Raw genomic sequence first — 24,942 nt, 5'->3', positions numbered from 1 at the left:
TTTGTTGTTTCGGCGCCGGGGGAGTAGGACCGGTGCGGCGGCCGCGCAAAGGCCAAACAAAAAAGCTGTACACTTGGCTTCCCCTTGGGAAAGATCCGTGTACAGCTTTCTATTATGCCGTTTGCTGCTGGCTCCGCGTCTGGCGGTCGACGAGTACGAAGCGCTGCAGCAGCAGAATGGCGGCCAGGCACAGCACGCCGCCGATAATAAATGGCAGCGAATGCGCGATGGCGAACACCGCTCCTCCGAGCAGCGGGCCGGCGATGCGGCCCAGACTGTCCATGGAGGAGCTGAGGCCTGTTGCCACGCCCTGGCCGACCTTCGTCCGCTGAGTAATCAGCGACGTCACACAAGGGCGAATCAGCGCGTTGCCCGCGCCGAACACGGACAAGTAAATCGCAGCGGTCACCACGCTGCTGGAGTACAGCAGCAGGAAGAAGCCTGCTGCCGACAGCACGAGCCCGATGCCGATCACCCGCTGCTCGGCGCCTTGCTTCACCAGACGGCGGACGACACCGCCCTGGATGAGGGCGCCGACGATGCCGCTGGCGAGGAACATCATGCCGATATCAAACGGCGTTGCGCCGATCTTGTCCATCTGATAGTACTGCAGCGTCGCTTCCAATCCGGCCAGCGTGAACGAGACGAAGAAGGAAAGCACGTACAAATACTTGGATGCACCGGAGAAAGCGGTCCATCTCGAAGGGGCTTTCTCCTTCACGGAAGACCTCTTCTCCGGCGCTAACGATTCCTTCAAGATGACGAAAGCGAACAGGAATGAAGCGAAAGCCAGCGCCGAGGCGGCGAAGAACGGTAAGTACGTCCCCCAGCGGCTTAGAATGCCCCCAATGGCCGGGCCGAAGATGAACCCCAAGCCAATGGACATGCCGACCATGCCCATGCCCTTCGTGCGGTTCTCAGCCGTTGTAATGTCCGCGACATAAGCGACGGCACAGGCGGTTGCGGCACCCGAGAAAAGCCCGCCAAGAATCCGTGACACATACATAATCCAGAGATGACCGTCAGCGAAGCCGAAAATGAGGAAGCTGACGCTGAATCCAAGTAGTCCAATTAAGATAATCGGCCTGCGTCCGATGCGGTCCGAGACAGCCCCCCATATCGGCGACATAAGGAAAGAAGCCGCTGAGTAGACCGATAAGAGCAAAGCGTTATGATACTCGGAACCGGCCCCTTTCACCACCTCGGGCAATACGGGGATAATAATACCGAAGCCAACGAAAATGGTCATCAATAACAGCATGATGATCCCGATCTGTTTTTTCATGATGCTTGCGAGCCTCCAAATCAAACATTTTCCCTTATCGTACCACACCTTTTTTGGGGATGGAAATGAACATTTGAAGAACAAGCAGCCCGATCAAGACGGCCCCGCTCATCAGGAAAGGTGCATGATACCCATATACATCCCACAATTTGCCGGATACGATCGGCCCGATAATCATGCCAAGTCCCTCGATCGTCAAGAAAAAGCCCCACACCGCCCCCCTCTTCTCCGGCGGAATCGCCGATGCAATAAGGGCGTTCCAGGATGGAATAATGAACGCGTAGCCGATACCGAGCAAGGCAACCCATACATACAGCATGGCCATACTCGCCGTATAGGTAAACAGCAGCAGTGCGGCTGCACTCATCGCGAAGCCGGCGATCAGAAACGGGCGTATGCCGAGCCTGTCCACCATTTTGCCCATTGGAATCAAGCAAATGACCGTTACGGCGCCGCCCGCCACCAGGAACATGCTGTATTCAAAGGATGAAAGCTTAAGCACATCTTTCGCATACAAGGTGAGGATGGGCGTCAAAATGCCTAAAGCGAAGGTCTGTGCGAACATCGCCGGGAACATGAGCGGACTTACCGATATCGAGCGCTTGACTTCATGGAGATAGGTGGAGACCCGCTTCAACAGCGGCTCTTTATGGGCAGCGCCATGCACCGCCGCCTTCTCGGCCGCCTTCTTCCTCGGCAGCATTAAGGCCACGAGCACGACCACGGTCATGCAGACGATCAATAACCGAAAGGCGGTGCCGTACGCATTCTCGCCGACGAAAAAATTAATCGCTACCGGCCCCAGTCCGACACCGGACAGCCAAGCCATATAGACGACGCTCATAATCGTCGCTTTGCCCTCTTCGCCCGCCACTTCCGTAGTTCCCGTAATCACGCAGGGCCACAGCGGAGCCGTGCCGAAGCCGAGCAGCGCGCAGCCGGCAATCATCCATATATATTGAGAAGCCGTCGCCATGATGATGACGGAGATGAAGGTCAGAAGCACCCCCGTCAGCATCGTCGTCCGGTAACCCAGCTTATCAATGATCCAACCGACAGGCGTTCGCAGCACATTGTCTCCTATATATTGAGCGGCAAGCGTCCAGCCGATAATGAAAGCCGATGCGCCCATCCCGGTTTTCATATAGACCGGTAAGATCGTGATCAGCAGCGCGCCTTTCACGAATTCCACGATGAACATAATGACCAGCAGCTCGATGACGAACGGAGAAAACATCCGTTGATCCTGCCATTTATGCATCCATTTCATCAGATTGCTCCTTATTCGGGCATTTTTTAGCAAGTACTGTTAGTTTTGCCGCAATTGGCACAAACTATTTTTTAAAAAATTAACTTGCATGAAATCTCTAGTTTGATATACTCATTTTGTTTGTTGCAACTTTCGACAAGCAATCCACGAGAGAAGGGAAGCGATAATCAGGTGGATCATACCCGTACCCCCCTGTTCGATGCATTGCAGAAGCATGCAGAAAGAAATCCGATTCAGTTCCACATTCCTGGCCATAAAAAAGGGGTCGGCATGGACCCGGAGTTCCGTTCCTTTATCGGGGACAACGCCCTGTCCATCGATCTCATCAATATAGCACCGCTGGATGATCTCCATCAACCGATGGGCGTCATCGAGGAAGCCCAGAAGCTCGCTGCGGACGCCTATGGCGCCGATTATACGTTTTTCTCGGTGCAAGGGACAAGCGGAGCAATCATGACGATGATTATGACGGTATGCTCGGAAGGCGATAAAATTATCGTTCCGAGGAATGTACATAAGTCCGTGCTTGCCGCGATCATTTTCGTCGGCGCCAAGCCTGTTTTCATTCAACCGGCCCGCGACAAGAACCTGGGGATCGATCACGGCATTCCGACACGGTCTGTGCGCAGAGCGCTTGAGAAGCACCCTGACGCCAAAGCGGTTCTCGTCATCAATCCGACGTATTATGGCGTATGTACCAATCTCAAAGAGATCGTCGACCTCGTTCACAGCTATAACATGCCTGTGCTCGTCGATGAAGCGCATGGCGTGTTGATTCATTTCCATGATAAACTGCCGATGTCCGCGATGGAAGCAGGCGCCGATATGGCGGCCACCAGCGTACATAAGCTTGGCGGTTCCATGACGCAGAGCTCCGTGCTGAACGTGAAAGGCAGCCGCGTGAACCCGAAGCGGATTCAGACGATCATCTCCATGCTCACAACGACTTCTACGTCATACATTTTGCTCGCTTCGCTGGATACGGCACGCCGTCATCTTGCCTTGAACGGGTACGAAATGGCTGAGCGCACCATCGCGCTGGCGCAGTATACAAGGAAACAGATTAATGAAATTCCGAATTTGTACTGCTTCGGGGAGGAGATCCTGGGCGAGGAAGCAACCTTCACTTATGATCCGACCAAAATTTGCGTACATGTGCGCAAGCTCGGCGTCACAGGCTTCGAAGTCGAGAACTGGCTTCGCGAACATTACAATATCGAAGTTGAGATGAGCGACATGTACAACATCCTGTGCCTCATCACACCGGGCGATACGCCGGAAAACATCGAAACTCTGCTGACGGCTCTGCGCGAGCTGTCGCACATCAACGACGACGTCGCTGAAGTCAAAGAGGTCGTCATTAAAGTTCCGGCCATCCCGCAATTGACGCTGACGCCACGGGACGCTTTCTACGGGGAAACCGAAGTGCTGCCTTTCAAGGAATCTGCGGACCGCATCATCGCCGAGTTTATTTACGTCTATCCGCCGGGCATTCCGATTCTGCTCCCCGGTGAAGTCATTACCCAGGAGCTCATCGACTACATTGTCGAGCATGTGGAGGTCGGTCTGCCAGTGAAAGGACCTGAAGACCGCAGCGTGCAGAATGTCAAAGTGATCGTGGAGACGCAAGCAATTTTCTAGACCGTTTTCGTGCAGGCATATATTGTAAAACCGTTTACATGATGCTATGATGTTGGTGATGTTTAGCGAATGAGGTGAACAAGCAATGGCTCAAAGCGCTTATATTAAATTCGTAACAGGCTCCGCAGTAACCGCACTCACCTTGAATGAAATCAAGGAGAAGCTTTTGCATTACCGAGAACAGCTCAGTCTGACAGCCAAGCAGCTTGGCTGGGAATATGACGAAGCCGGATTCCCTTATACGATTGAGACGAAGGCCGAGGGCGAAGGCAAGTGGTTCTACCTGAAAGGCATCAATCCCCTGTACAAATATATGGTGATTGGCGTTGGCACGGAGAAGCATCAAGACGAAGAGCGGCACTACGTTCAAGTCGTTCTACCCGACGACGCTACCCATGGCGACAAGAGTAAGGGCAACGAGTTCTGCAAGTACCTCGGGAAGCTGCTGAAGGCCGAACTTCATCTATTCAACGGCAGAATCATGTATTTCAATCCGCGCAAATGAATGAAATAGCGAAGGGCTGCCCCCTAGTAGAAATTCTACTAAAGGGGCAGCCCTTCCTTATGTATAGCGCTTATTCTTCGCCCTCTTGAGCTACGATTTCGTTGTAAATAGTCACTACGCGTTCCCATTCCTCTTCATTCTCAATGTTGACCAGGTAGGCGTCGTCGCCTTCTTCTTCAACACGGAAAATAACACCGTCAGCTTCAGGATCATTGCGATCGAGCAATACAGCATATGCTTGCTCTTGAGATTGGAAGGTATATACCATAACCATCTCGTGCTCTACACCGTTCTCGTCCGTTACGATAAAAACATCTTCCCCATGCTCGTGATCGTGGTCACAGTCCGGGCCGTGTACATGATCATGCTTCTCATCGCTCACAGGCAGAACCTCATTTCGTCGAATAATTAGTTACGTCATTATCCTAACATTTTCATATAAAGAGGTCAAACCGGATCCTGTGTTTTCCACCCTATTCGGATTGAATCTGCTTCTCGGAAACGACGGAATAATCGCTAGATCCTGCAGCCTTCATTGCAAACTTCACGACGTACGTTCCAGCCTCATCGAAAGAAACGCCATACAACGGCACTTTCAGCCAGAACGATTCTTTGGATTCGGTAATGGCTTTCACCACCGGCGTAACTACGCTTTTGCCGCTTGGCGAGATAATGGATACTCTCACGGAATCAATGCTTGTTTTCAAGTTGTCCACCTGTGCGAATACGATGAAATCAGCTTGTTTCCCTCGTTCTACGACGCCGAACGGAACGATGGCGGAATCTTTGCGCACCTCGGTCGTAAAGAATAAATGCACGTTCGGTTTGTACAAGTACGCCGTCTTGTTGGCGTTATCCCATTTCACCAAAGCTTGCAGCGCATCGCTGACGGCGCGCAGCGGCAGAACGGTGCTGCCGTCCATAATGAGCGGCGGAACGTCGGAATCGCCGAATTCCTGCGTCGTATCGTTCACTACGAGACGAGCGATATTATACCCCTTATAATCCCCCCATATCGATGAGGCTACCACTGCAGCCGTGCTAAGTACGAAAAACACCAGCATCAACGCAAATATCCGCTGTACTACTTTCATCTTCATTAACCTCCAGCTCTCGTTAGTAATCTTTGTGTCTGCATCTTTATACTCCGAAGGTCAGGAAGAGTTGCGTCGAAATTATAATTTTGATAAAAAAGCTAGAACACGCTTCTTGTAAGCTTCCGGCTGCAAATGATAGGATCCCACATGTCCCGCTTTCTTCGTCAGCCACAGCTCGAAGGTGTCCGGATGCCGGCGCCACATCCCCTCGCTGTTCGACCACGGGATGGCCTCGTCATCCTCGCTGTGAATGAACAGGATCGGTCTCGGATAAATGTGATCGACGGCGGCCAGCGCATCGACCTGACGCGGATTAACGCCGATCAATCTCGGCAGAATGTTCAAGATGAGCGGAGTGAACGGGAATCTCGGCAGCTTCGACCAGACCGGCAAATTATCTTCCAGATAGGGACTCAGCTGGCTGAATGCGCTGTCGGTGATAACGCCCCGGACGGAGGACTCTTCCGCTGCGGCCAAGAGCGACGTACTGCCGCCCATGGAGAAGCCTAATAAGCAAACTTTGCTTGGGACATTCGCATGCACCCATGCGATGGCGCCAAGAACATCCTGCTTCTCCAAATATCCGACCGTCGTCACACGGCCTTCCGACTTCCCGGAGTTGCGGAAATCAAACATCAGCACGTGGTAGCCCCCGTCCACGATCGCCTTCGCCAAAGCTAACGCAGGCAGCCCCTTCTCCAGCCGGGTACCGGCATAGCCGTGAGCCATGATGACCGTCGTCGCAGACTTGCCCGCAGGCGCGCCCGGTGAACGGAAGAACCACCCGTCCAGCGTGACATCCGCGGATTGGCTCGGGAAGGATACATCCTCCCCTCGTAAGCCGTAGGTTTCCGGAGACTCATCGACGAGCTTGCGTTTCGGATGAGTCAGCTGCCAACCTACATAGGTCGAAACTCCTATTAACAGGATAAGAATCAGAAAGAGAAATCCCCCAAGAATAAGCCATATCATTAGAATTGTCACCACTTTTTCCCTTATATGGATAATTATTCACGAAAACTTAGTTGAAATGGGTAAGCTCCCGTGCTACATTAGAAAAAGATGTTTTTTGTCGAAAAATGGAGGCGGATGAATGAGTTTGCAAATTCAAATGTTGGGAACCGGCAGTGCCTTTGCCAAAACATTTTACAATACAAGCGCATTGGTCCGTTCAAACGGGTTGAACGTTCTCATCGATTGCGGCGTCACCACACCCAAATCGCTTCACGACCTTCAGATGAAGCCCGATGACATCGACGGCATCGTCATCTCGCATATACATGCCGACCATGTCGGCGGGCTCGAAGAAATCGCCTTTCGATTATTATATGAGAGCAACCGGAAGAAAACAAAGCTCTTTCTCCCGAAGGCCATTGCCGATATTTTGTGGGAGAACACGTTGAAGGGCGGCATGTATAACCCCGCGGACGGATTCAACTCCCTTGAAGATTACTTCCATGTTCTTATTATAGAAGAAAATAAGCCTTACGAAATCGGTCCGGGGCTCACGATCGAATACATACCTACGCTCCATATCCCCCAGAAACCTAATTATTCGCTTTTCATTAACGGCCGAATATTTTACAGCGCAGATACCCGCTTCAACAGAGATCTGCTCCTTCAGGAAGTTGTCGACAACCGCAATTGTCATACGATTTTGCACGATTGTCAATTAAGCGGCAAAGGATTTATTCATGCGACACTCGAGGAACTGCTGACACTGCCTGAACATGTCCAAGAGCGCATATATCTTATGCATTACAGCGACAACATGAACGAGTTCATCGGCAAGACCGGCAGGATGACATTTATTCGCCAGCACGAGGTTCTTGAACTTCCGGAATCATAACTACTTCATCAGAACCTTCGGGACTAGTCCCTTAGGTTCTTTTTCGCGATTATCCGCGATTATTTCCTAATCTTTTCGGGCTTCAGCAGGATTTGGTAAACGGACAGAGAACATGTCACAGAGGTGTATAAACGGACATCGGTACATGCAGGAGATGATATGGTGGTTATCAATTGGATTCTTAGTGCCTATGCAATTGTATATATGCTTTATATCAACATTTTACACACGGGCATCAGCCTTCCTTTACAGCTCCTCATTCTTTCGCTTTATATTATCAGTCTCAGATTGCCGTTCAAGCATAACGCACTGCCTTGGCTGCGTCTGCTCCTTATCGGTTGTATGCATTATGTCGGGCATTTGAGCTATCTCCTTCCCCTCTACATACTAACGCTTTTCTACGATATTTATACGGAAGAAAACCGCAAGAAATCGTGGGTGCTCACTGCATCCTACGCATTCATTTTCATTGGCAACGTGTTCCTGATCAAAGGCTTCTATGACCTGCTCTGGGTCTATATGGTGGAGAGTGTCCTGCACTTCACAACGGTCGCCCTGCTGACCAAAACGACATTCTCCACACTCCAGCAAGCTGACCGGTTAAAGAAAGAACGCTACTTGATTTCCCAGCAGGATTCCCTCACAGGCCTTTACAACTACGAAGAATCACATCGACGGCTCGAACAGCTTATCCGCCAGAAACAAAGCCTCGTGCTCATCCTGATCGATTGCACGGATCTGAAAGCGATGAATACGAGCCGCGGGTTTCAAGCCGGTAATTTTATTTTGAAACAGATGGCCGAACTTCTGCAAATTTTATTCAAAGAGGCGCTATTTATCGCTCGTTACGGCGGGGATGAATTCGCAGTTGTCATGCCGCTCATGCAGGAACAGAGCTTGACAGCCTCGTTAAGGCTGAAGCTGGATTCCGACCTGCCGAAGCTGACCGGCATCCAGATCACCTACGGCATCGCTACTTACCCGCTGGACGGTCTGACCAAGGACGATCTGATCCTGATGGCCGAACATAACTTATTCATCAAGAAACGCGAGTCTTGGCTGAAACGCGAAGAGCATATGCTGCGTTCGGATAAACTGAAAGTTATCGGCGAGCTGGCGTCCGGCATGGCGCATGAAATCCGCAATCCCCTGACGACAGTCAAAGGATTTCTACAAATTTCCAAAGCAAACGGTTACAATATCGAGAACTGGTACGGCCTCATTATGGATGAAATCAACCGAATGAGCGACTTGACCGCGGAATTCCTGCAGTTCTCGAAGCCGCACAGCATCGATTTCCGGATACATTCGCTTCATGAATGCATGCTGAAGGTCATAGCTCTGATGGAGTCGGAAGCGACCCGTTTCGGGCACCAGATCCATTACGTCGATTCCGGGGACGGGGCCCATATGCTCATGGATCAGGACAAGATGATTCAATTGCTGCTCAATTTAATCAAGAACGCTTGCGAAGCCATGGAAGAAAACGGGGTCATCCAAATGCAGTTAAGCAGCGATTCCAAAAGGGCGACGATCGTGATCGCCGACAATGGCCCCGGCATTCCGAGCGATCAGCTGGAGAAAATATTTCACCCCTTCTTCACAACCAAAGAGACCGGAACCGGTCTCGGACTATCCATATGCTATAAAATCGTTCAAGACCATCAGGGCACGCTCGAAGTCGAAAGTGAGCTCGGCACAGGCACCCGGTTCATCATGACCTTCCCGTTATCTGTGGAGCAGCAGTCATAAAATGTCGCAATAGCAAAAAAAAAGCCGCTGGTTACAGCGGCTTCTTCATTCTGACGTGTAATATGCCGGCATCATAGAACGGTTCCTTGGAGATAACCTGATACCCTAACTTGTTATAAAAGCCTTCCGCGTGACACTGCGCGTCCAGCACGGAAGACGTGCAGTTCAACTCGCGAGCCTGCTGTTCCATAGCTAACAAAATTTGCTTGCCGAGGGACTGCCCTCTATATGATTTCAGCACGGCAATACGCTGCATTTTGGCGGTGCGGGGTTCGTATTCGTACCAACGGGCAGCAGCTACCGGCTGATCTCCGTCTACAATGAGAAAATGATGACAGGCTTCAGGAGATTCATCCTTCTCGTCCATTTCCAAATGCTCTGGCACCTGCTGCTCGTCGACGAACACGTTGAAACGAACTTTGAAGCAATCTTGCAGCTGATCGGCTGTCGTAACGCGAATGATTTCCATGTGAACTTCTTCCCTTCTCCCTTACTAAGACCATTCTTTGATCTTAACGCATTCCAGAAAGGTTGTCCACAATTAACCATTGTTCATTTCCGTTTTTCCAACCAGTAGCTGCAAGCCCCAATCGCAACCCCCAACAGTGCTCCACCGGCTACTTCCCGCGGCAAATGCCCCAGCCGTTCCTTCAGCGCTTTGCGCCTCCGGGCATGGTATAAACCTGGATGCTGCTTCGCCAGACGCTCGACCTGCTCATCGAGATCGTTCACTTCTACGGCAATTTCCCCTGCTGCCCGTCGAATCCCCATCGCATCGTACATAACAACGGCGCCGAAGACGGAGCTTACGGCGAAATCGATGGCTGACAGCCCTCTTCTCATGGCGATATAGGTCGCAAGCGCCGAGACGCCTGCCGAATGCGAGCTTGGCATGCCTCCGGTTTGGAACATTTGCGACCAATCCCATTTCCTTGTCGTGATATAGCCAAGCGGAATTTTCATGACTTGCGCCGTGCCAATTCCTAACAAAGCGGTCGTTAAAGCTCGATTCATCGCGCTCACCTCACCTGTAGCATCCTTCATAGGTTTAGATTCTATTCGCGATTTTTGATACAATAGAGATGTTGCTTTTCGAAAGGAGTGCGATACATGAATATCGCTTTTTTCTTACTGCCCAAATCCGAGGTTATTACAACCACGTTACAAACAACGCTTCGCCAAACACTTGAACGGATGGAATATCATCGCTATACCGCAGTGCCGATTCTTTCGGACGACGGCCATTATGTCGGCACGGTGACCGAAGGGGATCTCTTATGGTTTCTGAAAAATGCCGCAGGCGTGACCTTCGAGAATGCCCATCGCCACCTCCTGTCGGAAGTACCGCTGCGCGTTCGAAACAAGCCCGTTCACATTCATGCGGACATGGTCGATCTCATTGATCTGGCCAAAGTGCAAAACTTCGTGCCGATCGTCGACGACTCCGATAAATTCATCGGCATCGTCCGCAGAAGCGAAATCATTGAATACTGCGCCAAGCAAATCAATTTCAAATCCCCCTCCGCGGCGGGAGAGCGGCCGTGAAGGTGCTAAGCCTCCCGAACATATAGACCAGACACTTGCCATATTCCAATTGTCATCCACTTTATCCAGAACAGCGGTTCCGTCTGCATTCCTCGCGAATTCGCTTCAATCCTACGGCAAATTGACGATCCTTATCGATACGATCCCATCGATCGTACCGTGGAAGTATGGGTCCGTTCCCCCAAGGAACGGATCGCCCGCTTCTTGATTCGTCATAACCCCCTTCCGGAAATAAATGTCTTTCACAAAATCCGTTCATTCCCAATCATACCCCTATCCGGTATAGAATTAACCGCCACTCTGCTAAATCATGGATAGCCCGCTGTTTCCGGTGACACACTAAGAGGAAAACTTTGCTTAGAAAGGAAAGGATATCCTTGGATGCGATGAACCGGAATAAACAATGGTTGCTCGACAAATTAGGTCCTTCCGATGATTTGGAGCATCGCACGATGCGTTCCGCTGAACTGGAAGCTGAGATCTTATTCATATCCAATGTTTGCGACAACAATATCATCCGCGACGAAATTATAAGCCCCTTCTTCCATATGAAAAGTCTTCACGAATATGAGAATTATTTGCTGTCCTTTCCACGCAGCGGCAAGCCGGCATCCAATGTCGATGCGCTGAGCAAAATTACAGCCGGTTATGTGGCCGTCATGATCGAAGACCGTTTCGTGCTCTTCCATGCCGCACAGATCAAAGCCGCTGCCCTTAGCGACGCCCAGGTGGAAGCGACGATTCAGGGACCGCAAACCTCCTTCAGCGAGCATATCGATACGAATATCAACCTGATCCGGGTCCGTTATCAAACCAACTCGTTACGGGTGGAATCCCGTGAAATCGGACGTTTGTCCAAAACGAGACTCTGTCTTCTGTACGACGATCTGCAGGTTGATCATGAGGTGCTTGAGCGGATCAAGCAAACCATCGACGAGATTAAAGTCGATACGCTGCAGTCCGTGAATGAGCTTCACCTTTTTCTGACCAAACAGAAATTCACGATTTTCCCAATCTTCGTGTCCACGGAACGTCCGGACAGGACCATTGTGAATTTATCCCAAGGCAAAGTTATCTTACTGCTGGAAGGGACGCCATTCGTTCTCATCATGCCCGTCGTCTTCTTCGACTTCTATTCGTCGATGGATGATAATTACCAGATGTCTTTAGTCAGCTATTTTCTCGTGTATTTAAGGTATCTCGCACTCTTTCTCAGTCTTGTGCTGCCTGCGTCCTATGTGGCGCTAACCGCCTATAATCCGGAAATATTCCGTGTTCAGCTAGCCTTATCCATCGCAGGCAGCCGCGCATCCGTACCCTATCCTGCATACGTTGAAGTACTGCTCATGCTGATCTTGATGGAATTGCTTCTGGAAGCAAGCATCCGCCTCCCGAAGTCCGTCGGCTCGACCGCTACGACCGTCGGCGGCCTTATTCTGGGACAGGCTGCGACCTCAGCCGGGTTGATCTCCAACATCATGATTATCATCGTGTCCACGGTTGCGATCTCCAACTTTGTCGTTCCGATTAATTCAATGAGCTTCGCTATGCGAATCATGAAGTATCCGCTCATTCTGATGGCATCAGTGCTCGGCATTACCGGTGTCGTTCTTGGGCTAATCAGCATGATTGCCTACATGACTCATCTAAGAAGCTTCGGAGTTCCTTATTTGCGTCTTTATTTTTACCGTAAGTAGCGTCGTCGTCGATTCGAAGCAAGGGGGTTGCAGCGTGGTCCGGTATTTTTATTACTTGGTTTTCCTCAATATGCTGGCTAACATCGTTATCTTCGTCCCCCGCGTACTGCTTACTCACAGGTTTGAAGGCAGCATGATGTCGATCGTCTTATCCGTTCCGATCGGGTTTACCTTGCTTTACGTTTTCGTTAAATCCATTCGCCAATTCCCCCAACAAGGCTTGCCGGAAATTTTGAAAGACCATGCGCCGGGTTGGGTAAGACTCACGATTTTGATCTACTTCATCCACATGTGGTTTCTCGCCGGTGCATTAACTCTCATTGCATTCAGCGAAATTACGAAGAAATATATCAATCCCGACGTTTCCTCCATGTATATCGTTTTTGCTTTCATCGTTGTCGTCGGCCTCATTGCCCGTTTGAGCTCAGACAGTGTTCTATACTGCATGGAGATTCTGATCTTGACGAATGTCCCCATTATCGGCTGGGTCCTGTATAAGGCGATTACGAACACATATATGGATTACGATGCCGGCATGGAAATCGTCACGCACATTTGGAATATGCCCACATGGGATACTCTTTCGGCGGGTACATATATTTTCACCGGATATACGAACCTGGTTATTTTCAACCGGCTGCTGCATCCGCACAAAAAAATACCTTTCCTGTGGTCAATCCCGATTATAGGCACTTTCGTTCTGCTGACGAGCTTTTTAATCCCGATTGGCTACCATGGCACAATAGCGGTGAATACATACCTGTACCCTTGGATATCTGCCTCGGATTCCATGCGCGTTGAATTCGGATTAGTAGAAAGAGTACTGTTTATCTTCATCCTGCTTTACACGAATATCTCCTTAGCCGGTGCGTTCATTCATTGGCATGTCGGTTTTGAATTCTGCAAGGAATTATTTCCGCGGCTAAAGAGGAAAACGTTATTTTCCTGGGTGACGCTCGCCGTAATGGGTTTGGCCACCTTCCTGCTCGGCTTGAAATTCAACGACGAATCTTTATTCGACATGGCGACATTTTATTTAGACCTGCGTTTCGCCTCTGAAATCGTCTTGGTCCTGACGATGTTCATTCTCGCTAGGAGGAAAACGATGTGACAAGATTGCTATGTATCTTCATTGTGATCTGCTTATGCGGCGGCTGCGGATTCAAAGATATCGACAGGCGGTTCTTCGTCGTTGCGCTCGGCATTGACAAGTCGAATCAGCCTGATATGAAATACGAAATTACGCTTAAGCTGGCTATCCCGGGGAACAATCTCGATTTGGGATCAGCCAAGTACGAAGTCATCTCGCAAGATGCCAATTCGATCACGGAAGCCGTACGCTTCCTGAAATCAAAGGTCGATAAAGAGCTCGACTTCGGCCATGCCAAAGTGATTATTTTCGGGCAGTCGTTCCTGAAGGAATACGGTATCAATCAAATGGACTGGCTGAACCGGCGCAGGGATATCCAGCTTGTATCCTGGGTAGCGGCCGGGCAGCCTTCGGCCAAAGATGTGCTATCGACCCAAATCTCTCATGAGCGCCTGCCGGGTAACTCCCTGCTTCTAAGCTTCGGCAACACGGGGGTGGAGTCCGGTTACGTGGTATCCGAGTATTTATTTGATTTCTATCGCAAAAAAAAAGAATGGGGTCTCGACCCGATCCTACCCATCGTTCAATCAACGTCCAATCAATATATCATTAACAAAGCGATTGTATTTGATAAAGAGAACGCTAAGCTGACGATAAGCGCCGATGAGTCCCGGCTGTTCAATATTATGAATGCCACGATCAACAAGGTAGAATTGGAATCTGTTGGGGGCGAAGAGAATTTTTTCGTTTCGGTAGATAACATCAAATCCAAATTTCGGGTTTATACCCCTAAGGACGCACCGCCTTACGTGGATATGAACATCAGATTGAGAGGAGTTATTGAGGAATCCGCATTAGGCTCGCTCGATCCCCATCAGGTGGCGACTTACGAGAAAGAAGTCAGTGAATTCACGGAAGCGAAAATCAAGCACCTCTTGGAAAAATTCCAAAAAGCGAATCTCGATCCTATGGGTTTCGGACTGGATTATCGCGCGCATCATTTCGGCTCGGTCGATGAGGAGTGGCGGACATGGCAGGGGCTCTATCCGGAACTCGAATTTCGAGTGAACATTCAGATGAAGCTTGAAGGTGTGGGAATTGTGAAATAGTCAGAGGGGAAGACGGCATAGCCAGACAACGCTGCCATTCGTACGGCGGGATACCAAGTTGATCCAACAGGTGGTGAATATCGATTTCTCTCATAACACCTACACCTCATCCACGGTTTGTCTCTTTAAGTTAAGCTCCTCTTTACTTTATCGGTCTATCTTTCATCTGTAAATAAGTGCATATTGTCGAATCCCCTAAAGAATCAATAAAACCTATTCCCATTAAATTGGCTTTTTCCTGTGCGAATTTCGACAAAATATAAAAAGAGCTGCGATAGCGCAGCTCTTTTTGCTTTTATTGCAATTGTCCATTGGAGGAGGCTTTGGACGATACGAATTCACTGGCCCAATCCACCATGCCATTCATCAAGGTCAGAACCAAGTTGACGGCATCCTTCTCATTCAACGTCCCGTTGCTCGTTTGACTGCTGACGTATTGCGATGTTTTCTGCTCCAGCTTTTCAACGAGATCTTTGATCTTAAGCAGCTCATTCGCCAAATCCGATACTTGCTGCCCGCCTGAGCCGCTTTGACCAGCCGCCTGACCGCTTGGCCCGCTTTGGGACGGACTTTGCCTCTGACCTTGACCCTGGTCTTGGCCTTGCGCTTGGCTTTGTGAATGTGCCTGCGGCTGTTGGTCCTGCGTCTGCTGCTCCTGCTGCGACTGCTGGTTACCGGAATCCTGCTGCTGGCTCTGACCGCCTTGCGCGTGCTGCGAACCCTGAGTGCCGCTTAACAACATTTTCTTGACCTGCTCGAGCTCGATAAGCATCAAATCATTTTGCTTCGTAAGTTCATCCATCTGCAGCTTGAGATCTTGTGTTTTGATCATGTTGTGAAGAATGCTCCTTCCTTTATTTCACGACACCGCATGCAATTCGTTTTCCAGAATTACCGGACGGATCTGTCTTCAGGTCATCCGCTTTCTCATGAATGACCAGAGAAGTGCCTCCCTGTTTATACAACGAATTTATTTTGTCTGGAAGAAGCGTTACCGCTTTGGTGACCGTACTCAGTCGGCCGTTCCCCTGCTCGTCCACGATCAGATTAGGCAAATCGCCGGCATGCGCGCCTTTCGGATTCAGGAAGCCGTGCTCTCTTTTCACAGGATTGAAATGAGCTCCTGCCGTTTCGAAGGTAGGCGCTTCGCACAATGATTTCTCGTGAATATGAAAACCATGGGGGCCTGGAGCCAACCCGCTTACTTGCAGGTCGATCTGTACCCCTTCCTGAACAGAAGTCAATTGTGCTGTTCCGACATTTTGGCCATTGGATCCGATCAAAGTCACCTGAAGTGGTGCCGGAGGTGCAGCTGCTTCCGTCGTTGCCGCGCTTTTCACGCTTTGACAGCCTGTCAGCATGAACACTCCTACACTTACCGTCATTACCATCGCTAAAGATTTCATTAGGTGTAGTCCCCCCATTTACATAATCTACCCTTAGGATGCACAACTGGCCTTCACTGTAACCGCATCATTTCAACAAATTTTTCATGTACGGGACACAAACAGCAAAAAGCCTGCAATCTTCCGATCGCAGACTCTTATCGCGTTCAACCCCTCTTTATAGAATCGTCATCAATTTCGCAATGATTTGCAGATTTTCCAGCTTCCTTTTGTAAAAATGAAATTCAACTTTAGCATGCTCGACGGCGTCTTCCATCCGCAGCACTTGCTGCTGCAATTCTTTCGTATACGGCCACATTTCCGCTTGACGCTGTTGTTCGTTTTTGCCTGTGACCACACCGTCACCAATAACTTCGCATTCTTTGGCTAGCAGTTGATGCTTAGCCCAGCTAAGTTCGGATACCGCATCCACATAAATAGCCTCTGCTTGTTTGAGCAATTCAGGTACGAGCTGCAGCTCCAAAATCACATCCGACCGGTTCATTCGGATTCCTCCTAAGAGTTTCATAAGTCAAACCTGGCAAGCACAAGCTCAGCTGAGCAATCAGGAGCTTTTATGGCTTCGCCTCATGTATATTCATAGAAAAATAAAACATGCTTAGGAGAGAACTCTCGCATGAACCTGTCCTGAAAAAAAATTATTAATTGCATGCATAAATTATCTGAACATTCAAATAATACTGGTGTACCAATAAAAAGGAGATGATTTTGAATGGCTAGAAACAACACTTTAGTCGTGCAACAAGCAAAAGCAGCATTGGATCAACTGAAGTTTGAAGTCGCTCAGGAAATTGGTGTCCCTCTCTCCCCAACTGGTTACAACGGTAACTTGGCAACGCGTGATGCGGGCGCGATCGGCGGCAACATCACGAAGCGATTGGTGCAAATCGCTGAACAGCAACTTTCCAGCTTCAAACGTTAATCCTTTGATGTAGGAGCAAGCTCAAAAAGACTGAGACACTCGATCCTCCTTAGAGTGCGCATCAGTCTTTTTCTTTTCTCAAAATCGTCATCTCGCGTGAAACAAAAAAAGCGCCATTAGCGGTCTGGTAGGATCGCTAATTGGCGCTTTCTTCACTATTTCTTCTTGACCTCTTCGACAAACACATCGCTGGCATCGCGATTGCTTCCCAACTCGAGAATGGTATATTTCTTATCTCCGATCATGATCACATCTTCCACTTCCGGAAGCGGGTCCGCTAAATAGACGGTACCTAAATAGACATTGCTGCTTTTCAAACGTAAATTCCATCGATGCTGTTGTTTCGTCATTGCTCTGATCCTCCCAAACTCATATGACATCAAGTTACCATAAAACCGGATAAGAAGAAAGCCCTATATCCTCTCTGTTGATGATTATGGTATAGTAGGTTCAAGATTGAACGAGAAAGGTTGACGGCTAGCATGATATCCCAAGGTGTAACGAATGAAGAACTCGCCCTGCTGCTAGGCAAAGGGAATGAGGACGCACAATCATCTTCGAGCTTACACGATTTCATCCCCAGATCCAAGAAGAGACGCCGTTCCCCTCATTTTATTTTTAAAATTTTCCGGTTTTGGCGTCAGTAGCTCCACAAAAAGATGGCAAGCATGTGTTGACAAACATAAAAATACTTGGTATATTAAGAAACATCTTCACCAAACGACTTGTTAGCTCAGCTGGGAGAGCACCATCTTGACAGGGTGGGGGTCAGTGGTTCGAGCCCACTACAGGTCATAACACAGAGAAACCCGCAAAGCCTTGTGCTTTGCGGGTTTCTTTATGTTCAACAATACTTATAATAAATACCTCTGTTCAAACTCCATTTGGTAGGACGGTTGAGGATGGAATGGCTTTATTTTCGCTAACCCAAGAGCCAAGTGGTCCCATAGTATTCCTTCAATGCATTCCACCTGACTCTCATGGCAATTGATAATCAGGATGACTTCTGAGTTTTCACCTTTTAAAACTCTTTGCTTCTTTCTATAAACTTTATAAATGTACAAGTCAATTAGAATACCAACGACGAAGCCTGCCCCTATCAGCCCCCAATAGATAGGCCCCCATTCCAGAATAAACCCTCGCCAATTCAATGAAAGTGGAATGCTCAAAAGTCGCGAAGATCTGCACCTAATTCACCTTGTTTCCTTGATCCTAAAGTTCGTTGGTTGATAGTGCTGTCTCAAATAATTTCTTTGCTCATCTTCGTATAGCTTGTTATTTTCTACTGTGTTCGTATAAGCATCATAAACGGCAAAACAATAAAAGGACGGCGTATATAAAAGCCATTGTGCGTCTAATACACTTGTAGATTTGGAAATATCACCCAAAATTAAAATAGTGAACTCCCTCCAATAGATGCGACTGCTGGATAAATATGACGGTCATCACGAGATGAAAAGCAGCCATAATGAATCTGTTCATATACAGTTGTCCCATACTTGGGATCGTCATTGAAGTTAATAAGGCGGTCAGGGGGTTCTTTTTATCCAGGTATTATATTCTAGGGCTCCAATGCTATATGTGTTAAACGGGGCGTTTTCTCTTTTAGCCAGCAGATAAATTTTATTTGTATCCACCGCGGTGCGATAACTATCCAAAATAGCAAAGAGGTAAACAGGAATATATAAATACATTAGCTAATAGTTTAATACGGTTTTAGCTGAATCTATATCCCCATTAAAGGAATAGACCATCGCTTCGTTCAGATGTGTGGTTTGATTAATATAAAGTTCCCATAGAAATAACAGCATTCCCCGAATAAATTTGGACATCAGCAGGTGCCCGAAACCTGGGAAGGCTATTGACCAAAAAGCAACAAGATATGGGCTTTTAAAATGCAACTGAGTTGTTCCGAAAGTACTGACATGTGCTTTGTAGCGTCGATATTTATTATTGTTTGAATAATTATCCATCGATGTCACCTCTATCAACCAATAAAAATATTGTTTCCAAAATTTCCATATCTAACACAACAAATATCCCCATGAAAAAAGAACCCCTTATATATTCATTGGATTAACCAGTCGTTTTTCCAATGTCTATTCTAAGGGGTGCACGCTAACAGTCAGGCCTAGATTTTACTTCACTCTTAACGAACGAACTTTTCAAAAGCTTGTTCAAATTCTTCCTTCGACTGCGCTTGTTTATAAGTAAACACGTGATTCGCCTCTTTTATTTCATTTGCTTCAAGACCAAGGCTCTCATATAGATTCACAATATCCTGCGGCGGACCTTCTACAACGATTTCAACGCCTTTCTGCTTAGGAGAAATCAGATAACCTTTCTTATTCTTGGATGAATAAGCGGCAAACAAAATATAATTCCCTTTGCGCGTTAAATAGTCCAGCTTTTCAGGATAAAAACTTTTGGATCCGCACGGCAGCTTATAAGATGACATCTGAGGCATTAAATAATTCTCCTTACCGATAAATATAGTTTGTTGTTAATCTTCTCACAAAACAGCTATCTTACTATAAGGAATCGGATTACGACTGCTCCTCATCGGCCACCACCGAATCGCGTATTTGCTCAAACGAGATAGGCGTGTAATCCAGTTGCTCGACACTAACATTGTAATAGTGAATCCCTGCATACCGCTGGCCATGAATATGGCCGTGAACGTTGACATAAGGCATCTGTTTGTTCATGTACATCGGCTCATGGGAGAGGATGAAAAATTGGTTGTAAATCAACGGGTATTCGCTGACCTCGTCGAATCCGGCATCCAGCCACCAGGCTCGCGACCTCCCGCGGTCATGATTGCCAAGAATCAGGATTTTATATCCGTTCAGTTGGGATACGATGGCTTGCGTTCGTTCTTTGTTCAAGAAAGAAAAGTCGCCCAGATGGAACACTTTGTCCTCCGGACGAACGACGGCATTCCATTTGGCGATCATCGCAGCCGTCATCTCGTCAGCATCCCCGAACGGCCGGTTCTCAAAGTCAATGATATGCTTATGGCCAAAGTGATGATCCGAAATAAAATAAGTCGTTGCCATGTCAATCGCCCCTTCCCTATAAGATGGCCAAGCAGCTATCCTCGGCCCAACATTTGCTGTATTACACCACGCGTTTCTTGAATCGCTTGCTGAAGCGCCGAAGTTTCACCTTGAAATGGATGCACGACGCCAAAGGTATGATTTCCATCCGGAATTCGAATCCACCGGATATCGGGGTTACGCTGAACCAGTTCGGATGATCCGCGAATAAGCCGTTCTCCGTCCGCCGTCCCTTGAACAAGCGCAATCGGGAACGTTGCTCCGCTGATTCTGTTGACAATATCATAACGCTCTCCGTTATGCTCCATATCTTCAAGAATTTCCAGGTTGAGCGGCATGTTCTGCTTCGTGCGTCCATTCAGCGTGTACGTTCTTCCCGTTCTGCGCATCTCTTCCTTATTCTCTTCCGTCAGCAAATCGACATAAGCAATGCCGTTCCACGAGATGACACCTGCGATTTGTTCCGGATGGTCAAGTGCATGAATGAGACATACGCCCGCTCCCCGGCTGTGACCCAATAGCAATATTGGTTTCTCTGCGCCCGCCTCCCGGTTTCTAATTGCCTGTACGACCGTTTGCAAATCTTCAAGATCCCGGGAATACGTATCACGGGCAAACTTCTCCAGCTCCGTAAATTCGAGCAAATCAGCGCCTACGCCATTATGTGAGAAATTGATCGCTACTACATCGACGCTTTCTGCCAATGAGCGGGCCGCATGCGGGAACATCCCCCAGTTTTTAAACCCTTTGTAGCCATGACACACCACAAGGGTCCCCCGAGCCGGTTGAATGGCGGATTCGTACCAATCACCCCGGATCACTCGGTCATCTCCGATCTTCAGTTCGAATGCTTGGCCTGCACGTTCTCTCATCCCTGTCCCTCCTTCTACTTATCCTGTTATATTTTAACACAATCGTTCTTTGACGGCATGCCTCCGAATACGTTCATAAAATTATCCCAATTAGTACAAACTTGATTATGGTAAGTAAACTAACCCAAGTTGAAATTCATTCAGGAGGAAGCTCGCCTATGCCCTACAATCGATCTACCCGCTTGCTCCTTAAATTGACCGCTATCCTGGTAAGTACCCTGCTGATGACAGGGTTGTCCGCTTCCATAAGCCGATCGGTGAGAGCGGAAGCTTATCAAGAGACGGTTCCGGCAAGCACATTTCAGCTTATTGTCAAAGCCTCCCCGCATGCCGCCTATCTAACGGAAACTGCTTTTGAAGATAAAAAATTGCAGCGTGAGCTGGAGAAAGCTCAAAGAGATTCTCGCTCCGGTTATCCTTATGCCGAGCCGCTGCCGCCGGATACGACGCTGGTGTACCGGCATAAAGACCAAACGCTGCGATATGGCGTTACCGTCAACGGGGAATTGGTCGATCTTATGGCCAAGTCGCTCCTACCGCTTTCAACCGGCATGCAGGAATCGCTGCGCGCGCAAGTTCAAACGATACGAACCAAGCATTACGGTGAAATACTGCCATGGGAGGATGCGAGTCAAGTTATCCCCAAGTACAGTAAATTCACGATCACCGACGTGGAATCCGGCCTTAGCTTCGAAGGCCAGCGCCGCGCAGGCTCCTCACATGCGGATGTGCAGCCGCTGACCAAAGAAGATTCCGCGACGCTCAAAAGCATCTACGGCGGTACCTGGAGCTGGGACCGCAAGGCGGTCCTGGTGAAGATCGGCGACCGCACGCTGGCAGGATCCATGCACGGTATGCCGCATGGCGGAGACGGTATTCCCGGGAATGACTTCAAAGGTCATTTCTGCATCCATTTCCTCGGGAGCGTCACGCACGGCTCCCGCTCGTCCGATCCGGCGCACCAAGTGATGGTGCACCGGGCCGCCGGCTTGCTGATGCCTTACATCAGCAAGCTTTCGCCTTGGGCGCTGATCGACGTTTGGATCAGCGCGGCGAACCAAGGTGACCTGCAGCTGCTGCAGGTCACCACCGGGCAAGAGCAGGCGGTGCATGTGCGAAGCATGCGACGCCTGTCCAAGCTTCCGGAGCGGGACGTATCCCAGCTCCTGGAGCTCGAGACCGCGGTCGACGTGACGTCTACGCCGGCCAAGGTCAAGCGCGTGCTGTTCCGCCTTGAGCGAGCGTCGCTCGATTCACGCTGGTACATCCGCAGCGCGGTACTGCAATGACGAAAGCCCGGCAGCTCAGTGAGATGAGCTGCCGGGCTTTCTTATTGTTCCGGCTGCCCGGAATATTTGCGAAGCTCGTTGGCCAACCGGTGAAATTCCGCCCGGGCCGGAGCCGACGACGTCGCTTCGTAGCCTGCCGCCAGAAACGGAATGATCGCATTGGCATCCTTAGCGGACAATGCATAAGTCGGAGGCTCTGGCGCCGCAAGCGTATTCCACCAGCCTTCACTGCCATACGACTCATCATGATCGATTTGGATGCCGTTGACAGGGACATCATTCAAATATTGATAAAGGTTAAGGAATGTAGATTTTTTACCGCCGCTCCACGCATAGGTTTGCCAGAAGCGCGAGCATGCGCCCGCTTGCTTAACAGCTTCCATCACGGCATACGATCCGTAGACGCCGGTTGTATATTGCGGTGTCGCTTCGCTGGCCGCCTGGATATACGCGATAACGGTCGGCATCTGGGCGCTTGTAGCGTCAAAATCGACAGCGAAATAAATACAGCTGCCTTCCGGCTGGCCGACTTGTTGGGCTACCTGAACGGCCGCCGCCCCGTCCGCCAAGCCTGCGCTCCTTCCGCCCAGCGCCCTGTTCGCTGTCGTTTCGTATACCGAAACGATCTGTAATCCGGCGTTGCTGATCAATTCCGCTTCGCCTTTCGTTAAAGCCTTATACCCGCTTGGAACGAGATATCTGGCCACAAACAAGTAGCCATCCCTGACGAAAGCTGCAGCGGTTTGAGTTGTTAACGGCGTTGAGCAATCAAAACCTTTGGCCACTTTCAATCACCTAATTTCTACTAGTTTCATACATCATATGCTCATAGACAATAGAGCGCTACTGCATCCGATTAATTACTTATGTATAGTAACTAAAAAAGGCGCTTACCTAGGCAGGGAAGCGCCAATCCTCTTACGAATTTTTCTTCTGTACGGTCCCGAATCGTTTGGCGTTTCTTGCGCGCGCACGCTCGATTTCCACTTCCCGGTTGCGCGGCTCCGCATGCGTCACAAGGGAATCCATCAGCTTACTGGCAGCCTGCGTAATTTCTTGAACCGCAAGATCGAATGCTTCCTCGTTTACTTTAGACGGCGCGGTGAAACCTGAAATTTTACGCACGAACTGCAAAGAGGCTGCTTGAATCTCCTCATCGGTGACAACGGGATCGAAATTGAAAAGCGGCTTAATATTTCGGCACATTGCAAGCTCCTTTTTGGACATGTTCCAAATTTACGTTGTTATGATTTATAAGAAATCATAGCACGGAACTGTAATTGCTGGCAAACCGCATACAGTTAATTGACCTTATACACATGCGTATACATAGTATCTTTATATGCAGAGAACACCGCATCCGTCAGAGGTTCGGGGTAGCTCATGATGTTCAGCGGCAAATCCGGCTGACCGGTCTGCAGAGGCGGCTGCACATAATCAAAATGATTCAACTGAAAGCCCAATCGTTTATAAAAGTCCACTCTCCGCTGTGCCAAATCTGTATCTGGCGGCTCTACTTCCAATAGGACAGGCTTCCGCGACTCTTCGAGCAACGCTTTCATTAATTGCCCTCCTAGTCCGCTCCCCCGTACGTCCGGATCAACAGCAATATGCTCCACAAAACGAAACGCAGGAAATTCCCATACAGCCACAAAAGCAATAATCTTGTTGCTGCCGTCTTTTTCAGTAATAAGTCGATAGTAAGGTTCAGATAACAATTCCTTCTGCCCTGTATAGGTTCTACGTTCACTTTCTGGAAACGACGCCTTCATTATAGCGAATACTTGATTAAATTCGCTATCGTCCATCATCTAGTTCCTCCTTAAAACGGGCTGCAACTCATTTGCGTATCCAAATGTAGTGTACCTCGAAGCGAATACATTGAATCCCCCGCTATGGAAATCGCCCCATCATCCGCGAAAAAGCCCCTCAACAGCTCGGAATCACCGAGTCGTTGAGGGGCTTTGTTGGATTGTAAATTAAAAATAAAAAACCCTTACCTATCAAGGGTTTCAACACTATGGGCCCAGAGGGACTCGAACCCCCGACCAATCGGTTATGAGCCGACCGCTCTAACCAACTGAGCTATAGGCCCAAATAAAATTTGGTTGCGGGGGCAGGATTTGAACCTGCGGCCTTCGGGTTATGAGCCCGACGAGCTACCGGACTGCTCCACCCCGCGTCATCATTGCCGCTCAACAGCGACAAAAATAAATATACACTAGAGGCGAGCTGTAAGTCAAGCGTTAATTTTTAGTGCAGCTGCAGCTGCTTACGTGTTGTAACGAACGCCGAAACGGCCTTTTTTGGACTTGAATACTTCCACTTCCTGCGGGCATTCATAACCATAGATCCACCAATCTTCTTCCATCCTTTTCGCCAGACAGCCCGCCTGAAACTTGGAATCATATAATTTCGCCCAATATATCCATTTCACTGCCATCACTCCGTTTATATTGACATCGGTAATCCTATCTTATCCAGAATAGAACCGACTTATGAGTCATGCGCGAAAGCTAAGTAAAGAAGCCGCCTGGCCGTGCTTCTAGGCACG

Annotated in this window: 29 protein-coding genes and 3 tRNA genes; 11 read left to right on the top strand and 21 right to left on the bottom strand. The window is 49.1% G+C overall.

Annotation, left to right across the window (positions count from 1 at the left end):
- Window positions 1–112 precede the first annotated feature (112 nt).
- Together PUT07_RS23740 and PUT07_RS23735 are read right to left on the bottom strand one after the other, a co-directional pair.
- Window positions 113–1,285 (bottom strand): MFS transporter, encoded by a 1,173-nt coding sequence (locus tag PUT07_RS23740; RefSeq protein ID WP_274471094.1) that lies wholly within the window; start codon window positions 1,283–1,285, stop codon window positions 113–115.
- Between the two features lie 34 nt (window positions 1,286–1,319).
- Window positions 1,320–2,555, bottom strand: a complete 1,236-nt coding sequence (locus PUT07_RS23735; protein ID WP_274471093.1) for an MFS transporter — start codon at window positions 2,553–2,555, stop codon at window positions 1,320–1,322.
- 171 nt (window positions 2,556–2,726) lie between these two features.
- On the opposite strand from PUT07_RS23735, the gene PUT07_RS23730 reads away from it, so the two are divergent.
- Both PUT07_RS23730 and PUT07_RS23725 read left to right on the top strand, forming a co-directional pair.
- Complete coding sequence (locus tag PUT07_RS23730) at window positions 2,727–4,196, top strand: aminotransferase class I/II-fold pyridoxal phosphate-dependent enzyme (RefSeq protein WP_274471092.1); 1,470 nt, start codon at window positions 2,727–2,729, stop codon at window positions 4,194–4,196.
- Between the two features lie 85 nt (window positions 4,197–4,281).
- Window positions 4,282–4,701 carry a DUF1885 family protein gene (locus PUT07_RS23725; RefSeq protein WP_274471090.1) on the top strand — a complete coding sequence of 140 codons (420 nt, stop codon included), beginning with the start codon at window positions 4,282–4,284 and terminating at the stop codon, window positions 4,699–4,701.
- A gap of 70 nt (window positions 4,702–4,771) precedes the next feature.
- Here PUT07_RS23725 and PUT07_RS23720 read toward each other — a convergent pair whose 3' ends face one another.
- The 3 genes from PUT07_RS23720 to PUT07_RS23710 form a co-directional block, all read right to left on the bottom strand.
- Complete coding sequence (locus tag PUT07_RS23720) at window positions 4,772–5,083, bottom strand: DUF1292 domain-containing protein (RefSeq protein ID WP_274471089.1); 312 nt, start codon at window positions 5,081–5,083, stop codon at window positions 4,772–4,774.
- Between the two features lie 91 nt (window positions 5,084–5,174).
- Window positions 5,175–5,795 carry a stalk domain-containing protein gene (locus PUT07_RS23715; RefSeq protein WP_274471088.1) on the bottom strand — a complete coding sequence of 207 codons (621 nt, stop codon included), beginning with the start codon at window positions 5,793–5,795 and terminating at the stop codon, window positions 5,175–5,177.
- An 81-nt stretch (window positions 5,796–5,876) separates the two neighbouring features.
- On the bottom strand, window positions 5,877–6,770 hold the full coding sequence (locus PUT07_RS23710) for an alpha/beta hydrolase (RefSeq protein WP_274471086.1): 894 nt from the start codon (window positions 6,768–6,770) through the stop codon (window positions 5,877–5,879).
- 121 nt (window positions 6,771–6,891) lie between these two features.
- Here PUT07_RS23710 and PUT07_RS23705 point away from each other — a divergent pair, with 121 nt between their 5' ends.
- A complete protein-coding gene (locus PUT07_RS23705; protein WP_274471085.1) occupies window positions 6,892–7,647 on the top strand; it encodes an MBL fold metallo-hydrolase in 756 nt (251 codons plus the stop codon).
- Window positions 7,648–7,806: 159 nt separating this feature from the next.
- On the top strand, window positions 7,807–9,399 hold the full coding sequence (locus PUT07_RS23700) for an ATP-binding protein (protein WP_274471084.1): 1,593 nt from the start codon (window positions 7,807–7,809) through the stop codon (window positions 9,397–9,399).
- 31 nt (window positions 9,400–9,430) lie between these two features.
- On the opposite strand, the gene PUT07_RS23695 is transcribed toward PUT07_RS23700, so the two are convergent.
- Entirely contained in the window at window positions 9,431–9,868 is a 438-nt protein-coding gene (locus PUT07_RS23695) for a GNAT family N-acetyltransferase (protein WP_274471083.1), read from the bottom strand.
- Between the two features lie 83 nt (window positions 9,869–9,951).
- Window positions 9,952–10,413: a divergent PAP2 family protein gene (locus PUT07_RS23690; RefSeq protein WP_274471081.1), complete on the bottom strand. Its 462-nt coding sequence runs from the start codon at window positions 10,411–10,413 to the stop codon at window positions 9,952–9,954.
- Window positions 10,414–10,509: 96 nt separating this feature from the next.
- Here PUT07_RS23690 and PUT07_RS23685 point away from each other — a divergent pair, with 96 nt between their 5' ends.
- The 4 genes from PUT07_RS23685 to PUT07_RS23670 all read left to right on the top strand — a co-directional run bounded on the left by PUT07_RS23685 (window position 10,510) and on the right by PUT07_RS23670 (window position 14,840).
- Window positions 10,510–10,944: a CBS domain-containing protein gene (locus PUT07_RS23685; RefSeq protein ID WP_274471080.1), complete on the top strand. Its 435-nt coding sequence runs from the start codon at window positions 10,510–10,512 to the stop codon at window positions 10,942–10,944.
- A gap of 386 nt (window positions 10,945–11,330) precedes the next feature.
- The gene (locus PUT07_RS23680) at window positions 11,331–12,641 is read left to right on the top strand and encodes a spore germination protein (protein WP_274471079.1); all 1,311 of its coding nucleotides are present in this window, start codon (window positions 11,331–11,333) and stop codon (window positions 12,639–12,641) included.
- A gap of 34 nt (window positions 12,642–12,675) precedes the next feature.
- On the top strand, window positions 12,676–13,752 hold the full coding sequence (locus PUT07_RS23675; RefSeq protein ID WP_274471077.1) for a GerAB/ArcD/ProY family transporter: 1,077 nt from the start codon (window positions 12,676–12,678) through the stop codon (window positions 13,750–13,752).
- Window positions 13,749–14,840: a Ger(x)C family spore germination protein gene (locus PUT07_RS23670; RefSeq protein WP_274471076.1), complete on the top strand. Its 1,092-nt coding sequence runs from the start codon at window positions 13,749–13,751 to the stop codon at window positions 14,838–14,840. Before PUT07_RS23675 ends, PUT07_RS23670 begins: the two co-directional genes overlap by 4 nt.
- 295 nt (window positions 14,841–15,135) lie before the next feature.
- Here the strand turns inward: PUT07_RS23670 and PUT07_RS23665 are convergent, their stop codons facing one another.
- From PUT07_RS23665 to PUT07_RS23655, 3 genes are all read right to left on the bottom strand, one after another.
- Window positions 15,136–15,672, bottom strand: coding sequence for a hypothetical protein (locus PUT07_RS23665; RefSeq protein ID WP_274471074.1), 537 nt, complete (start codon window positions 15,670–15,672; stop codon window positions 15,136–15,138).
- 22 nt (window positions 15,673–15,694) lie between these two features.
- The gene (locus PUT07_RS23660; RefSeq protein ID WP_274471072.1) at window positions 15,695–16,246 is read right to left on the bottom strand and encodes a superoxide dismutase family protein; all 552 of its coding nucleotides are present in this window, start codon (window positions 16,244–16,246) and stop codon (window positions 15,695–15,697) included.
- 157 nt (window positions 16,247–16,403) lie between these two features.
- A complete protein-coding gene (locus PUT07_RS23655) occupies window positions 16,404–16,730 on the bottom strand; it encodes a hypothetical protein (RefSeq protein WP_274471071.1) in 327 nt (108 codons plus the stop codon).
- 228 nt (window positions 16,731–16,958) lie between these two features.
- On the opposite strand from PUT07_RS23655, the gene PUT07_RS23650 reads away from it, so the two are divergent.
- Window positions 16,959–17,168 carry an alpha/beta-type small acid-soluble spore protein gene (locus PUT07_RS23650; protein WP_167063890.1) on the top strand — a complete coding sequence of 70 codons (210 nt, stop codon included), beginning with the start codon at window positions 16,959–16,961 and terminating at the stop codon, window positions 17,166–17,168.
- Between the two features lie 155 nt (window positions 17,169–17,323).
- Here the strand turns inward: PUT07_RS23650 and PUT07_RS23645 are convergent, their stop codons facing one another.
- On the bottom strand, window positions 17,324–17,518 hold the full coding sequence (locus tag PUT07_RS23645) for a hypothetical protein (RefSeq protein WP_274471068.1): 195 nt from the start codon (window positions 17,516–17,518) through the stop codon (window positions 17,324–17,326).
- A gap of 372 nt (window positions 17,519–17,890) precedes the next feature.
- Between PUT07_RS23645 and PUT07_RS23640 the strand changes: the two genes are divergently transcribed.
- Window positions 17,891–17,963: transfer RNA gene (locus PUT07_RS23640), tRNA-Val, on the top strand.
- A gap of 902 nt (window positions 17,964–18,865) precedes the next feature.
- Here PUT07_RS23640 and PUT07_RS35470 read toward each other — a convergent pair.
- From PUT07_RS35470 to PUT07_RS23620, 4 genes are all read right to left on the bottom strand, one after another.
- Window positions 18,866–19,141, bottom strand: coding sequence for a hypothetical protein (locus PUT07_RS35470; protein WP_310187561.1), 276 nt, complete (start codon window positions 19,139–19,141; stop codon window positions 18,866–18,868).
- A 176-nt stretch (window positions 19,142–19,317) separates the two neighbouring features.
- On the bottom strand, window positions 19,318–19,635 hold the full coding sequence (locus PUT07_RS23630) for a hypothetical protein (RefSeq protein WP_274471067.1): 318 nt from the start codon (window positions 19,633–19,635) through the stop codon (window positions 19,318–19,320).
- Window positions 19,636–19,714: 79 nt separating this feature from the next.
- Window positions 19,715–20,227, bottom strand: a complete 513-nt coding sequence (locus PUT07_RS23625) for a metallophosphoesterase (RefSeq protein ID WP_274471066.1) — start codon at window positions 20,225–20,227, stop codon at window positions 19,715–19,717.
- Window positions 20,228–20,262: 35 nt separating this feature from the next.
- Window positions 20,263–21,099: an alpha/beta hydrolase family protein gene (locus PUT07_RS23620; protein WP_274471065.1), complete on the bottom strand. Its 837-nt coding sequence runs from the start codon at window positions 21,097–21,099 to the stop codon at window positions 20,263–20,265.
- A 158-nt stretch (window positions 21,100–21,257) separates the two neighbouring features.
- Between PUT07_RS23620 and PUT07_RS23615 the strand changes: the two genes are divergently transcribed.
- The gene (locus PUT07_RS23615; RefSeq protein ID WP_274471064.1) at window positions 21,258–22,388 is read left to right on the top strand and encodes a hypothetical protein; all 1,131 of its coding nucleotides are present in this window, start codon (window positions 21,258–21,260) and stop codon (window positions 22,386–22,388) included.
- A gap of 41 nt (window positions 22,389–22,429) precedes the next feature.
- Here PUT07_RS23615 and PUT07_RS23610 read toward each other — a convergent pair whose 3' ends face one another.
- From PUT07_RS23610 to PUT07_RS23585, 6 genes are all read right to left on the bottom strand, one after another.
- Window positions 22,430–23,173, bottom strand: coding sequence for a glycoside hydrolase domain-containing protein (locus PUT07_RS23610; RefSeq protein ID WP_274471063.1), 744 nt, complete (start codon window positions 23,171–23,173; stop codon window positions 22,430–22,432).
- Window positions 23,174–23,306: 133 nt separating this feature from the next.
- Window positions 23,307–23,594, bottom strand: a complete 288-nt coding sequence (locus PUT07_RS23605) for a DUF2277 domain-containing protein (RefSeq protein WP_274471062.1) — start codon at window positions 23,592–23,594, stop codon at window positions 23,307–23,309.
- Between the two features lie 95 nt (window positions 23,595–23,689).
- Complete coding sequence (locus PUT07_RS23600; RefSeq protein ID WP_338000773.1) at window positions 23,690–24,199, bottom strand: GNAT family N-acetyltransferase; 510 nt, start codon at window positions 24,197–24,199, stop codon at window positions 23,690–23,692.
- A 210-nt stretch (window positions 24,200–24,409) separates the two neighbouring features.
- Window positions 24,410–24,483, bottom strand: a tRNA-Ile gene (locus tag PUT07_RS23595).
- Between the two features lie 10 nt (window positions 24,484–24,493).
- Window positions 24,494–24,570: transfer RNA gene (locus tag PUT07_RS23590), tRNA-Met, on the bottom strand.
- Between the two features lie 90 nt (window positions 24,571–24,660).
- Window positions 24,661–24,825 (bottom strand): hypothetical protein, encoded by a 165-nt coding sequence (locus PUT07_RS23585; protein ID WP_274471061.1) that lies wholly within the window; start codon window positions 24,823–24,825, stop codon window positions 24,661–24,663.
- Between the last annotated feature and the right edge of the window lie 117 nt (window positions 24,826–24,942).

It is taken from the genome of Paenibacillus sp. MAHUQ-63, assembly GCF_028765165.1.
Classification (GTDB): Bacteria; Bacillota; Bacilli; order Paenibacillales; family NBRC-103111; genus Paenibacillus_E.
This window is presented reverse-complemented; position numbering and strand designations above follow the sequence as displayed.

Coding starts and splice junctions, on each gene's coding strand:
- PUT07_RS23740 (WP_274471094.1), bottom strand. CDS start 1,285: ATGAAAAAACAGATCGGGATCATCATGCTGTTATTGATGACCATTTTC.
- PUT07_RS23735 (WP_274471093.1), bottom strand. CDS start 2,555: ATGAAATGGATGCATAAATGGCAGGATCAACGGATGTTTTCTCCGTTC.
- PUT07_RS23725 (WP_274471090.1), top strand. CDS start 4,282: ATGGCTCAAAGCGCTTATATTAAATTCGTAACAGGCTCCGCAGTAACC.
- PUT07_RS23715 (WP_274471088.1), bottom strand. CDS start 5,795: ATGAAAGTAGTACAGCGGATATTTGCGTTGATGCTGGTGTTTTTCGTA.
- PUT07_RS23710 (WP_274471086.1), bottom strand. CDS start 6,770: ATGATATGGCTTATTCTTGGGGGATTTCTCTTTCTGATTCTTATCCTG.
- PUT07_RS23705 (WP_274471085.1), top strand. CDS start 6,892: ATGAGTTTGCAAATTCAAATGTTGGGAACCGGCAGTGCCTTTGCCAAA.
- PUT07_RS23700 (WP_274471084.1), top strand. CDS start 7,807: ATGGTGGTTATCAATTGGATTCTTAGTGCCTATGCAATTGTATATATG.
- PUT07_RS23695 (WP_274471083.1), bottom strand. CDS start 9,868: ATGGAAATCATTCGCGTTACGACAGCCGATCAGCTGCAAGATTGCTTC.
- PUT07_RS23690 (WP_274471081.1), bottom strand. CDS start 10,413: ATGAATCGAGCTTTAACGACCGCTTTGTTAGGAATTGGCACGGCGCAA.
- PUT07_RS23685 (WP_274471080.1), top strand. CDS start 10,510: ATGAATATCGCTTTTTTCTTACTGCCCAAATCCGAGGTTATTACAACC.
- PUT07_RS23680 (WP_274471079.1), top strand. CDS start 11,331: ATGAACCGGAATAAACAATGGTTGCTCGACAAATTAGGTCCTTCCGAT.
- PUT07_RS23665 (WP_274471074.1), bottom strand. CDS start 15,672: ATGATCAAAACACAAGATCTCAAGCTGCAGATGGATGAACTTACGAAG.
- PUT07_RS23660 (WP_274471072.1), bottom strand. CDS start 16,246: ATGAAATCTTTAGCGATGGTAATGACGGTAAGTGTAGGAGTGTTCATG.
- PUT07_RS23655 (WP_274471071.1), bottom strand. CDS start 16,730: ATGAACCGGTCGGATGTGATTTTGGAGCTGCAGCTCGTACCTGAATTG.
- PUT07_RS23650 (WP_167063890.1), top strand. CDS start 16,959: ATGGCTAGAAACAACACTTTAGTCGTGCAACAAGCAAAAGCAGCATTG.
- PUT07_RS23645 (WP_274471068.1), bottom strand. CDS start 17,518: ATGACGAAACAACAGCATCGATGGAATTTACGTTTGAAAAGCAGCAAT.
- PUT07_RS35470 (WP_310187561.1), bottom strand. CDS start 19,141: ATGGATAATTATTCAAACAATAATAAATATCGACGCTACAAAGCACAT.
- PUT07_RS23630 (WP_274471067.1), bottom strand. CDS start 19,635: ATGCCTCAGATGTCATCTTATAAGCTGCCGTGCGGATCCAAAAGTTTT.
- PUT07_RS23625 (WP_274471066.1), bottom strand. CDS start 20,227: ATGGCAACGACTTATTTTATTTCGGATCATCACTTTGGCCATAAGCAT.
- PUT07_RS23620 (WP_274471065.1), bottom strand. CDS start 21,099: ATGAGAGAACGTGCAGGCCAAGCATTCGAACTGAAGATCGGAGATGAC.
- PUT07_RS23615 (WP_274471064.1), top strand. CDS start 21,258: ATGCCCTACAATCGATCTACCCGCTTGCTCCTTAAATTGACCGCTATC.
- PUT07_RS23605 (WP_274471062.1), bottom strand. CDS start 23,594: ATGTGCCGAAATATTAAGCCGCTTTTCAATTTCGATCCCGTTGTCACC.
- PUT07_RS23600 (WP_338000773.1), bottom strand. CDS start 24,199: ATGATGGACGATAGCGAATTTAATCAAGTATTCGCTATAATGAAGGCG.